The sequence below is a fragment of the Thermodesulfitimonas sp. genome, from assembly GCF_052743955.1.
In genome coordinates this window covers 1-12469 of sequence record NZ_JBRAIN010000058.1, presented here as the reverse complement: position 1 = coordinate 12469, position 12469 = coordinate 1, and the positions used below count along the sequence as shown (strand labels likewise).

11 protein-coding genes are annotated in these 12469 nt (G+C 59.4%); all 11 read right to left on the bottom strand.

Annotated elements, in window-relative coordinates:
• Nucleotides 1–71: 71 nt before the first annotated feature.
• The gene (locus ACUVTA_RS06265) at nt 72–1124 is read right to left on the bottom strand and encodes a 3-isopropylmalate dehydrogenase (RefSeq protein ID WP_445952110.1); all 1053 of its coding nucleotides are present in this window, start codon (nt 1122–1124) and stop codon (nt 72–74) included.
• 192 nt (nt 1125–1316) lie between these two features.
• A complete protein-coding gene (locus ACUVTA_RS06260; protein WP_445952109.1) occupies nt 1317–1526 on the bottom strand; it encodes a hypothetical protein in 210 nt (69 codons plus the stop codon).
• 82 nt (nt 1527–1608) lie between these two features.
• Complete coding sequence (gene argH / locus ACUVTA_RS06255; protein ID WP_445952108.1) at nt 1609–2979, bottom strand: argininosuccinate lyase; 1371 nt, start codon at nt 2977–2979, stop codon at nt 1609–1611.
• Between the two features lie 44 nt (nt 2980–3023).
• Entirely contained in the window at nt 3024–4256 is a 1233-nt protein-coding gene (locus ACUVTA_RS06250) for an argininosuccinate synthase (RefSeq protein ID WP_445952107.1), read from the bottom strand.
• 87 nt (nt 4257–4343) lie between these two features.
• Complete coding sequence (gene argF / locus ACUVTA_RS06245; protein WP_445952106.1) at nt 4344–5282, bottom strand: ornithine carbamoyltransferase; 939 nt, start codon at nt 5280–5282, stop codon at nt 4344–4346.
• 12 nt (nt 5283–5294) lie between these two features.
• Nucleotides 5295–6491: an acetylornithine transaminase gene (locus tag ACUVTA_RS06240; RefSeq protein WP_445952112.1), complete on the bottom strand. Its 1197-nt coding sequence runs from the start codon at nt 6489–6491 to the stop codon at nt 5295–5297.
• A 74-nt stretch (nt 6492–6565) separates the two neighbouring features.
• Nucleotides 6566–7453: an acetylglutamate kinase gene (gene argB, locus ACUVTA_RS06235; RefSeq protein ID WP_445952105.1), complete on the bottom strand. Its 888-nt coding sequence runs from the start codon at nt 7451–7453 to the stop codon at nt 6566–6568.
• 61 nt (nt 7454–7514) lie between these two features.
• Complete coding sequence (gene argJ / locus ACUVTA_RS06230; protein ID WP_445952111.1) at nt 7515–8714, bottom strand: bifunctional glutamate N-acetyltransferase/amino-acid acetyltransferase ArgJ; 1200 nt, start codon at nt 8712–8714, stop codon at nt 7515–7517.
• 132 nt (nt 8715–8846) lie between these two features.
• The gene (gene argC, locus ACUVTA_RS06225) at nt 8847–9887 is read right to left on the bottom strand and encodes an N-acetyl-gamma-glutamyl-phosphate reductase (RefSeq protein ID WP_445952104.1); all 1041 of its coding nucleotides are present in this window, start codon (nt 9885–9887) and stop codon (nt 8847–8849) included.
• 130 nt (nt 9888–10017) lie between these two features.
• Nucleotides 10018–11028, bottom strand: a complete 1011-nt coding sequence (gene amrS, locus ACUVTA_RS06220; RefSeq protein ID WP_445952103.1) for an AmmeMemoRadiSam system radical SAM enzyme — start codon at nt 11026–11028, stop codon at nt 10018–10020.
• Between the two features lie 23 nt (nt 11029–11051).
• The coding region (gene amrA / locus ACUVTA_RS06215; protein ID WP_445952102.1) for an AmmeMemoRadiSam system protein A at nt 11052–12469 on the bottom strand (1418 nt) is incomplete at its 5' end.

Genomic DNA, 12469 nt, shown 5'->3' with positions numbered 1-12469 from the left:
CCAACTTATTCCTCTAATGTATCCTGTTACCCCTACTCAAATTTTACTCGAACAAACCGGTATTCGCCGCCCTACAGGTACCGCACCACCAGGTCGCCCACCTCGCTCGTCGAGTAGCCCATCCGGCCCGCAGCCAAGCTCTTCAAATGCTTGGCACAAACCGCTTGGACCGCCTGTTCAATCCGCGCCGCCGCTTTCCTCTCGCCGAGTTCCTCTAACATCATCGCCCCCGCGCAGATGGCCGCAAGGGGGTTGATCACGTTCTGGCCTGCGTACTTCGGCGCCGACCCGCCGATCGGCTCGAACATCGAAACGCCTTCCGGGTTGATGTTACCGCCGGCGGCGATGCCCATCCCGCCCTGGATGATCGCGCCTAGGTCGGTGAGGATATCGCCAAACATGTTATCCGTAACGATAACGTCGAACCAGTCCGGGTTTTTGACCATCCACATGCAGGTCGCGTCCACGTGGGCGTAATCGCGCTGGATATCGGGAAATTCCGCGCCTACCTGGTGAAAAACCCGCTCCCACAGGTCGAAAGCATAGGTAAGCACATTCGTCTTGCCGCAGAGGGTGACCTTTTTCTTTTTGTTGCGCCGGCGGCAGTATTCGAAAGCGTAGCGGATGCACCGCTTAACCCCTTTGTAGGTGTTAATCGAGGTCTGGATCGCCACTTCGTCCTGCGTACCCCGCTTTAAAAAGCCGCCCGCGCCGCAGTAAAGGCCCTCGGTATTCTCCCGCACCACCACAAAGTCGATATCGGCCGGCCCCTTATCCTTAAGCGGCGTCTCCACGCCTTCGTAGAGCTTCACCGGCCGCAGGTTAATGTACTGGTCAAGCTCAAAGCGCAACCGCAGCAGGATCCCTTTCTCTAAGATGCCAGGCTTCACGTCCGGGTGACCGATTGCGCCCAGGTAGATGGCGTCAAACTGGCGCAGCTCGGCTAGCGCCGTGTCGGGAAGCGTCTCACCCGTCCGCAGGTAACGCTCCCCACCGAAATCGTAGGTCACGGCCTCGAACTTAAAACCCTCCAGTTCCGCAACTGCCGTCAGCACCTTCATTCCTTCCCTTATCTGCTCCGGACCGGTGCCGTCGCCGGGAATGACCGCGATCTTATATACCAAACCCTTACCTCCCGCGGATAGACTTTTTGAATTGGGTGAAATTTTACCTCCTGCCGGATATTCTGTCAAGTAAGCGCCGGCAAAAGATGGTTTTAACAACACCGGCTTGGCAAAAAAGCATACACCACCGGAAAGAAAAAGAAGGCCCGCAGTAGGCCTTCAAGGGATGGGGGTCGAGGATATATTCCGATTTCAGGAACGTTCCTGCAGCTCAAAGTTCAGGAACCGCTCCCGCACCTCTTCCTCCTCAAGATCCCCGAAATGTTTGATTCTCTCCTTCTCTTTAAGAAAAAGCTCACGCCCCTGAGCATCGGAGATCTTGTACCACTTGGTCCCCGGTACCGGAAGAAGCCGGAGCCCTGCCGTCTGAAAAACCTCAAAAACCCTGGCCAGGCGACTCACCGGAGGCACCCCCCTTCGGTAAGCTTGTGAAAATGATTACTTGCACTTTTAGTATAAACAAAAGGTGCGGGTATGTCAATCCTTACCGCAATAAATTTTTCAAAGTTTCGATTCTTTCCTTGGTAAGGTCCGGCGCCGGCCCACCGGGCACCCGGCGCGCCTTGAGGGAAACCTCCGGCCTTACCGCAGCAAACACGTCGGCGCCAATCACCGCAGCAAACTGCCGGTACTCTTCGAGAGATAGTTCCTCGAGGGTTTTCCCCCGCTCGAGGCAGTAAAGGACTATCCGGCCCACAATCGCGTGCGCGTCACGAAAGGGCAGCCCCTTACGCACGAGGTACTCCGCAAGGTCGGTGGCCGCAATAAAGCCGACACGCGCCGCCGCAGCCAGCCGCTCCCGGTTTACCCTCATGGTGCGCAAGAGCGGCCCGAAAACCGTAAGGCACGCCTTCAAGGTGTCCACGGTATCAAAGAGAAGCGGCTTGTCCTCCTGAAGGTCCTTATTATAAGTGAGGGGCAGACCCTTGAGCAGCAGCAACATCCCCGTGAGGTTCCCCACCACCCGGCCCGTCTTGCCCCGGCAGAGCTCCGCCACGTCCGGGTTCTTTTTCTGGGGCATCATGCTCGACCCGGTGGCGAAAGCGTCGTCAAGTTCGACGAAGCCGAACTGCGGGGTGCTCCAGAGGATGATCTCTTCTGCCAGACGGCTCAGGTGAACCATCGTAAGCGCCGCGGCCGCGCAGAACTCCACCACGAAATCCCTGTCGCTCACCGCGTCCATACTGTTTGCGGCCACGGCTTCAAAACCTAGGAGTTCCGCCACGTAGGCTCGGTCAAGAGGGAAGGTCGTGCCCGCCAGGGCCCCGGCACCTAAGGGCAGAACATTGGTCCGCCGGTAACAATCTGCCAGGCGAGCGTCGTCCCGGGTAAACATCTCGTAGTAGGCAAGCAGGTGGTGGGCAAAAGTCACGGGCTGTGCCGGCTGGAGGTGCGTGAAGCCCGGCATCAGCGTCTCCACGTGCGCCGCCGCCACGTCGACCAGAGCACGCCGCAATTCCTTTAAAAGCTGCCGCACCGCATCAATCTCGTCGCGCAGGTAAAGGCGCAGGTCCGTGGCCACCTGGTCGTTCCGGCTACGGCCGGTATGGAGCTTTTTTCCTACCTCCCCCACCCACCTGACCAGCAGGGCTTCCACTAAAGAGTGGATATCCTCTTCTTCTTCGGGCTGCACCTTCCCAGCCGTAAATTCCGCGTAAATCTTTTCGAGCCCCCTGATAATCGCCTCACCCTCAGCCGCCGTCAGCACCCCGACCTTCACCAGCATCTGCGCGTGCGCCTGGCTCCCTTTAATATCGTAGGGCCACAGGCGAAAATCAAAGGAAAGGGAATCCTGAAACTCCCGCACCCGCCGGTCCGTTTCCTTCTGGAACCGACCACCCCACAGCGTTCCCATGCTTTTCCGCCTCACTTCCTATACGCCGTTATGGAAATAAAAACTCAGCTGTCGCTTCGTCCCGGTAGCCGCTCCTCGTCTTTACCCCTCGCCACGAGCGCCCGCATTTTTAGCGGGAGGCCAAAGAGATTGATAAAACCGGTGGCATCTTTATGGTCGTACATCTCATCCCGCTCGAAGGTAGCCAGGTCTTTAAGATAAAGCGAATGGGGCGACCAGGTACCCGCCGGCGAGATCGTTCCCCGGTAAAGTTTTAGGCGCACCCGCCCGGTTACCGTCCGGCAAACAGAGGTCACAAAGGCATCGAGGGCCTCCCGGAGCGGCGAAAACCAGAGCCCGTCATAGACGAGTTCCGCGTACTTGAGGGCTACCATCTCCTTGAAGTGCAGGGTGGCCCGATCGAGGGTCAAGCGTTCGAGTTCCCGCAAAGCGTAAAAGAGCACCGTTCCGCCAGGCGTTTCATAGATACCCCGGGACTTAATCCCCACCAGCCTGTTCTCCACCATATCCACGATACCGATGCCGTGCTTACCGCCGAGTTCGTTTAAGCGCTCCACCAGCGTTACCGGATCCAGCCGCGTCCCGTCAAGTCCAACCGGCGTGCCGGCTTCAAAGTCGATGGTTACGTAGACAGGCGCCGCCGCGGCCTTCTCCGGGGGGAGCGTCAAAAGATAAAGGTCCTCGGGCGGCTCGTTCCCCGGATCCTCAAGATCCCCGCCCTCGTGGCTCAGGTGCCAGATATTCCGGTCCATACTGTAGGGACGCTCCTTGGTTACCGGGACCGGGATGCCGCGGGCCGCCGCGTAAGCGATCGCCTCTTCCCGCGAGCGGATCTCCCACAACCGCCAGGGGGCAATCACCTTCAGGTTGGGGTCGAGCGCCGCAACACTGACTTCAAAGCGGACCTGGTCGTTGCCCTTCCCCGTAGCCCCGTGGGCCACCGCCTCGGCTCCCTCACGGTGCGCAATCTCCACCAACTTCTTGGCGATGAGCGGCCGGGCCATCGAAGTGCCGAGAAGGTACTTACCCTCATAAACCGCTCCCGCCCGTAAACAGGGGAAGACATAGTCGGTCAGAAACTCCTCCCGCACGTCGACAATGTAAACCTTGCTGGCACCGCTTTTTAAAGCCTTGGCTTCCAGGGGCTGAAGCTCCTCGCCCTGGCCGAGGTCACAAGCCATCGCTACAACCTCGTAGCCGAAATTCTCCTTGAGCCACGGAATGATGATCGAGGTATCGAGCCCGCCCGAGTAAGCTAAAACCACCTTTTTGCTCATCCTAAAGAGAGCCTCCTTAGATTAATGGCCAGAAATCCGAAAGCCAGAATCAGAACTTACGTTGCACAGAACGTTGAACGTCAAAACTTAAAGCACCAGTGCCAGCAGTGCCTTCTGAACGTGCAGCCTGTTCTCTGCCTCGTCCCAGACCCGGCTCGCCGGCCCGTCGATCACCGCATCGGTAACTTCCTCGCCCCGGTGCGCCGGGAGACAGTGGAGGAAGATGCAGTCCGGCCGCGCGTGCCGGAGCAGGGAAGCGTTCACCTGGTAGGGCTGGAAGATGCGGACCCGCTTAGTGTGCTCCGCCTCCTGGCCCATGCTCGCCCAAACATCCGTCACGACAACATCTGCCTCCCGCACCGCTTCTACCGGGTCATTGAGTACCTCGACCTTGCTCCCCACAGCCGCCTCCTTCGCCGCCGCCACAATCTCCGGGTGGGGCGCGTAGCCTGGCGGTGTAGCCACCGCGATATCCATCCGCACCCGCGGTGCCGCTAAAAGCAACGAGTGGCAAACATTGTTGCCGTCTCCAACCCAGGCCACCTTTAACCCCTCGAACCTGCCTTTAGCCTCGAGAATAGTCATCAGGTCAGCCAGGATCTGACACGGATGCTCCCAGTCGGTGAGCCCGTTGATCACCGGAACAGTTGCCGCTTCAGCTAGCGCAACCACGTCTCCCTGACTGAAGGTCCGGATCATGATCCCGTCTACGTAACGGGAGAGAACCCGCGCGGTATCAGCAATCGTTTCCCCGCGGCCAAGTTGCAGGTCCTGCGCGTTGAGATACAGCGCGTACCCTCCTAGTTGGTACATCGCCATTTCAAAGGATACCCGGGTGCGCGTGGAAGGCTTTTGAAAAATCATGGCTAACGTCTTACCTTCACAGAGGGTGTGCCGGTCTCCCCTGCGTCTGGCTTCCTTTAATTCCCGGGCGATATCAATGATTGCCTTAATCTCTTCCCCCGTAACGGCGCTAATCGAAAGGAAATCCTGGCCGTGGAAGCGTTTACGCAACGAGGCAAACATTCTTTTAACCCCCTAAGAATTTAATTCTACCTCCCGCGCCGCTGTAGCCAAAGCCGCTTGTAAAATCGCCACGGCGCGGTCGACCTCCTCTTCCCCTATAGTTAGCGGCGGCACAAAACGCAAGGTATCCTCTTTCACCGCGTTTACAATCAGGCCACGCTCCTGGCACAGCGAAACCAGCCGTTTCGCCGGCACCTTTACCACCACGCCGAGCATAAGCCCGCGGCCCCGCACCTCGGTTATCAGACCGCTTTGTACCCGGAGTTTTTCCAGGGCCTCCCGGAAATAGTCTCCTACCCGCGCGGCGTTGGCGACTAATCCTTCTTCTTCTATCGCCTGCAGCGCCGCCAGCGCCGCCGCCGCCGCCAGCGGGTTTCCCCCGAAAGTCGAAGCGTGATCCCCTGGCGCAAAGGCAGAAGCGACCTCTTCCGTCGCCAGAAGCGCCCCGATCGGAAAGCCACCACCGAGGGCCTTCGCCAGACAGGTAATCTCCGCCGTGACCCCGTAGTACTCTTGCGCTAAAAACCGCCCGGTCCGCCCTAAACCGCACTGCACCTCGTCAAAAATCAGGAGTGCCCCCCGCTGCTGACAAATCTCCCGCGCAACCCGGATAAATTCGTCTGCTGCCGGGTAAACCCCGCCTTCACCCTGGACCGGCTCCAAGAGAACCGCCGCCGTTCTGTTGGTAACCGCGGCTTCAAGCGCCGCCACGTCGTTAAAAGGAATGTACCGAAACCCAGGCACCAGCGGCTCAAAACCCTGGTGGTACTTGGGTTGCCCGGTCGCGGTCACGGCGCCGTAGGTACGACCGTGGAAGGAGTTAAGCGCCGTCACGATCTCAAAGCGCCCTTCGCCCCACCTCTTCTTCGCGTATTTCCGGGCGAGCTTTAAAGCCCCCTCCACCGCCTCGGCCCCGCTGTTACAAAAGAAGACCCGGTCATAAGGAGTATGCTCCACCAGCCACCGGGCAAGCAGGGTCTGGGGCACCGAGTAGTAAAGGTTGGAGCAGTGCACGAGTATCCCGGCCTGCTCCCTGATGGCCGCCACGACCCGGGGGTGGCAGTGGCCTAAAGAATTCACCGCCAGACCGGCAACGAAATCAAGGTACTCCCTGCCGGCCGCATCCCAGACTCTAGCCCCAGCGCCGCGCACCAGGACGAGCGGCAAACGCCCGTAAGTTCTCATCATATATTTGTCGGCTAACGCCATAACCTCCTGCGGCGCTAACCCCGGAGAATTTCCCGCTGCCAACCGGCCCCCTCCCTTTCATTAAAATTTACCGTTTACGGAAGCACCATCGTCCCGACGCCCTCATCCGTGAAAATTTCAAGGAGGATGGCGTGCAGGACCCGGCCATCGAGGATGTGGGCCTGCTTTACGCCACCCTTGATCGCCGCCGCGCAGCATTCGAGCTTGGGGATCATTCCCCCGGAAATCTTCCCAGAGGCAACCAACTCCGGGATGTCGTCCACCTTTAACACCGAAATGACCGAACCCTTATCCGCCGGGTCGCTCAAGATCCCCTCCACATCCGTGAGAATGATAAGCTTGTCGGCCCCGAGAGCCTCGGCAATTTTCCCCGCTACCGTATCGGCGTTGATGTTGTATCCCTCGCCGTCAGGTCCCAGGCCAATCGGCGCCACCACGGGAATGTACCCCTGCTGGATGACACTCAGCAGCAGGTCAGGATTCACCCGCGTCACCCGCCCCACGAAGCCGAGATCCTGCTCCACCTCGCTGCCGTCAGCCAGCCGCACTTTTCCTGGTTTCTTCGCCGCCAGGACCAGATTAGCATCCTTCCCGCAAAGCCCCACCGCCCGGCCGCCAAGGCGGTTGATAAGCGCGGTGATTTCCTTATTTAGCCGGCCGAGAACCATTTCTACAACCTCCATCGTCTCGGCATCGGTTACCCGGAGGCCGTTGACGAAGGAGGTTTCTTTCCCAAGGCGCTGCAGCATCTTCGAGATATCCGGCCCGCCGCCGTGGACCACTACCGGATGCATCCCGACATACTTCATCAGCACGAGGTCGGTCATCACCGCCCGCTTCAACTCGCAGTTGAGCATCGCGTGACCGCCGTACTTCACGACGATAATCTTACCGTAAAACTTTTTTATGTAGGGCAGGGCCTCAACCAGAATCCCTGCCTTCTCCTGTGCCGTTAAAACCATTGCCTCGCCCCGCTGTCCTGAAAATCTCGCTATTGGCGCGCCAGACGCGCCAATGATTTGGCTACGTTCTGTAGCTGGCGTTAATTTTCACGTAATCATATGTCAGATCGCAGCCCCACGCCACCGCAGCAGCCGCGCCCTCGTTAAAATCAACCGTTATCACCACCGGGTCCTGCTCTAACTCCCGGCTCGCCCTCGCCTCAGAAAAGGGAAGCCCCGCCCCACCTGCGGCCACCTGCTCCGCACCTATAAAAATGGCGACTTTCGCCGGGTCGAATGCCGCACCGGAATAACCGGCAGCGCAAAGGATGCGGCCCCAATTAGCATCGCGCCCGAAAACCGCCGCCTTCACTAAATTGGAGCCGGCAATCGCCCGGGCCGCTAGACGCGCGTCCGCAAGCGTCCTGGCACCTTGAATCCGAACCTCGATCAGCCGTGTGGCTCCCTCGCCGTCCCGGGCGATTTTTTTCGCCAGTTCGGTGCAAACCGCGGTAAGCGCCGCCACAAAGTTGGCGTATTCGGCCCCCGCGGCGGTAATCTTCGGGTTTCCCGCCATGCCGTTGGCTAAAACCACCACCATATCGTTGGTGCTCGTATCGCCATCAACGGTAATCATGTTGAAGGAGGCATCGACCGCTTCCCTCAGCGCCTGGCGCAGAAGCGCGGTCTCTATCGCCACGTCGGTAGTGATAAAGGCGAGCATCGTTGCCATATTCGGGTGAATCATCCCCGAACCCTTCGCTATCCCACCGACCGCGCAGGTGCAGCCGCTTACGGAAAAGCGGACCGCTGCCTCCTTAGTGACGGTATCGGTAGTCAGGATGGCCTCCGCAGCGGCAGCATGGCCCGCCACGCCCAGTGCCGCAACCGCCGCCGGCAGCGCCGCCGCGATTTTCCCGAGTGGCAGGCGCTGCCCGATCACGCCGGTAGAACTCACCAGCACCAGTTCTTCCGGCAGCTTCAAGGCGGTAGCCGCAAGCCGGGCCATTGCTATCGCGTCCGCATAGCCTTCCTCCCCGGTGCAGGCATTGGCATTACCGCTGTTAACCACCACCGCCTGGGCTATACCCTGCGCTAACCGCGCGGCCGTTACTAAAAGCGGGGCGGCCTTTACCCGGTTAGTAGTAAAAACACCCGCCGCCGTTGCCGGCACCTCGCTGTAAATAAGCGCCAGATCTTTTTTTACTTTCTTAATCCCCGCAGCCACCCCGCTCGCTAAAAACCCTTGAGGCAAGGTAACGCCGCCCGCAAGCCCCTCCATAAAGTCGCTCTGCCTCCCAAACTCGCCGTAAAAACTGTAACTTTTCTCTGAAGGAAAACCTTCCCTGTTATTCAACCAATCGCTAATAGTCGCGATAGTTGCGCCCCGGTTCCTGGCCTACTACTTTCCGCCCTACGGGTAGAGCCCGACCATATCGAGACCGGTGGTTTCAGGTAGACCAAAGAGTAGGTTCATATTCTGTACCGCCTGTCCCGACGCCCCCTTGACCAGATTATCAATTGCCGCCAGCAGCACCGCCCGCCCGGTGCGCGGGTCGGCCACGGCGCCCAGATGCACTATGTTCGAACCCGTCACGCTCTTCGTCCGGGGAAGCACCCCTTCCGGCAGCACCCGGATAAAGGGCTCCTTCCCGTAAAACTCACGGTAGATATCGAGAAGCGCCCCGGTCGTCAGCTCTTGCTTCAGGTTAGCGTAAACCGTCGCCAGGATGCCACGGGTCTGCGGGACCAGGTGCGGGGTGAAGGAGACCCGCACTTCCGTGCCCGCAGCCGCCGTCAGCTCCTGCTCAATCTCCGGGGTATGCCGGTGAACGCCCACGTTGTAAGCCGTAACGTTTTCGTTAACCTCGGCATAATGGCTCCTAAGGTCAAGCTTTCGCCCGGCCCCGGAAAGGCCAGACTTGGCATCGATGATGATAGTGGCAGGATCGATAACTCCAGCCTTAAGAAGCGGCACCGTAGCGAGAAGCGTCGCGGTTGGGTAGCACCCCGGATTGGCGACCAGGGCGGCGCTCCGTACCTTTTCCCGGTAAAGCTCTGGCAGGCCGTAAACCGCCTCCCGGGTCAACTCTGGTGCCTCGTGCTTCACCTTGTACCACGCCTCGTATACGGTAGCGTCCCGGAAGCGAAAATCAGCCCCTAAATCGATCAGTTTCTTACCCCGCTCCAAAACCGCCTTAGCAACAGGCACTGCGTGCCCGTGGGGGAGCGCCGTAAAAACCACGTCGCACGCGGCCGCCATTTTCGCCGCATCAAAAACCTCCAGCACGCGATCGGTGCATCCGGAAAGGTGCGGGAAAACGGCCGATAGTTGCTGGCCGGCGTAACTGCGCGATGTCAACACGACAAGCTCCGCCTCCGGATGGCGCAGGAGGATCCGCACCAGCTCCGCACCCGTATAACCCGAGGCCCCGACAATGCCGACCCTGATCAAGTTCCCACTCGCTATCCAAATAAGTTTAATGTTGATAATTATACAAGACGTTGTATAAAAATACAATGGGGCGGGCCAAATACTTTTTCAGCGCACCGCCCCGCCTTCATAAACCAGCTTTATTCTGAACTCAGCGTTTTGCCTCCCAGACAGAACCTACGATATCCACCGATGCACCGCAGGCACCGCATTTCCCATCTTTGAGGCGGACGCCGCGCACTTTGTAACCCTCCCGGCGGATGACCGCGGCACCACAATTTGGACAGTAAGTGGTATCCGCCTCCTCATCCCAAACATTTCCAAGATAAACGTAACGCAGCTTCTTCCTGGCCGTCTCGCGGGCGGCATAAAGCACCTCGAGCGGCGTCGGGGGCCGCTCCATTTCGAAATTCGGGAAATACCGGGAGAAGTGAAGCGGGATACGCAGGTCAACGGCGGCAAGCCAGTCTACTAAAGCGTCGAGCTCTTCTGCCGAATCATTCAATCCGGTAACGATCAGGTTCGTCACTTCTACGTGACAGTGGTCCTTCGCCACTTCCACCGTCCGGAGAACGGGCTCAAGTCGCCCGGCACAAACATGCTTGTAGTAATCATCCCGAAAAGACTTAACGTCGATATTCATCGCGTCGATGTAGGGAAGCAACTCGCGTAACGGCTCCTCCGCGATAAACCCGTTGGTAACTAAAACGTTCTTAAGACCGGCTTCCCGCACCTGCCGGGCGGTATCGCGAACGAATTCGTACCAGACTACCGGCTCCGAATAGGTATAAGCCACACCGATGCAGCGCGGCCCTTGAGCCTGCGCCATCGCCACCACCTGCTCGGGTGTAAGCGGTATGGTCGGGGGTGAACCGTGGGCAATCTCCCAGTTTTGACAGAAACCACAGCGGAGATTACAGCCGAAAGTTCCTAGGGATAGGATGGTGTGGGCCGGGTAAAAGTGATAAAGCGGCTTTTTCTCCACTGGGTCCGCGTTACACGAGGAGCACTGGCCGTAATTCAAGGTGTAAAGCATACCGCCACGGTTTTCCCGTACGCGGCAAAATCCCGTACGCCCCTCCTTGATAAGACATCCTTTCGGGCAGAGCCGGCATAAAACCGCGTTATCCTCCTGTTTCTCGTAAAAGAGCGCCTCGCGCATCCCCAACCTCCTCCGTCGCAAACCTAATGGTACCGGACAACCTCAAACCGTTCAAGCTTCACCGGCTCGTGCGGCCCGATACCCGCCTTCCGCCGAGCGATGGCGACTTGTTCTTCCGGGGTATCAACTCCCTGAATATCCGGCAGCAGAAGACCCCGCCGCTGGCCAGAAGAAACGATTACCCCGTAGCGCTTCGGGTCAAGATCCGCTAGCCCCTCAACCGGTTCCGGTATGCCGAGGATATCCACCGAAATGGTAAGATCGTCAACCTCCATCGCGCTCACCGGGTCAAAGCGGGGATCCCGGGTCGCCGCGCTGATGGCGTTCTCGATCACCTCTTCGACAATGTTGCGTTGCGTCGCCCCCACCGTGCCGATGCAGCCGCGCAAAACCCCGTCCTTCTTCAGGGAAACAAAAACCCCGGCCGGCCGGTCAAATTCCGGCGGCACCTCTTTCGCCTGGAGGCGCTCACCCCTTTCCAGGTAGGCTTTTATGGCCTCCCGGGCCACCCGCACCAGAAAGCTCTCCGCCCGTAACCGCTTGGCTGCCGCCGCGTTTAACTCCTTCCAGAAATACCGCCGCTCGTCACGCCCGCGTGCTGTGATGCACGCCACCATGTACCCAACGCCGAAAGGCCCTTCGTAAGAAAGCACCTCCGCCGCCACCGCCAAGCCGTCAAAGGCACCGAAGAGCATCACCATGGGCCGAAGCCCGCACTCGCCAGCCCGCTCGACCAGCAGCGGATCCAGCCGGATTAGCGCCACCGGATCCCCCGCCGCTACGATTTCCTGCACCCGCCGGTCAAAGACTGCACCTAGCGGGTCGTATCCGTTAGGCGCTTCTGGGAGCAGACGGTGGGAGAGGTCCCCGCTGGCCACCACGGCCACCCGCCGGCCGAGCCGCGCTGCGGCCCGCTGCACGGCAACGCCGAAGCCGTAAAGTTTCCATAGGGGAATAATGGCCATCCCGCAGACGACCACAGGAAGGGCAACGCCGCCTTTTTGCAACCAGTAAAGAGGCGCCGTAACTCCGTGGTCTAGATGGTACCCGTAGTCTTCACCGATCGCCGTCTCGGGAAGCCCGAGCGCCGCCAATTCCTGGCGCAGCGCGTCTGCCAGCGGACTATCCGTCGTTAAAGAAAAACTCACTTCCGGTGCCCCGAAGCGGCCTAAGTTTCCCGCCAGTCTGGACACCGTTACTACACTAATGGCGTCCCAGAGCACCGGCCCGTGGGGCGAAATCACCACCATCGTTTCCGCACCACTCACCGCAATCCTGCGGCCAAGCGCCACAAGCGCCTCCTGGGTCCGCCGCACCTTCCGGGCCTCGGGCCCCCCGACTTCGGGCACCATAATCGGCGGGTGAGGCACTATCCCGCCGATACGAATAAACTCGGCAGGTACTTCTTGCGCAGGAGGCTGTACTACCGTCATACCGAACC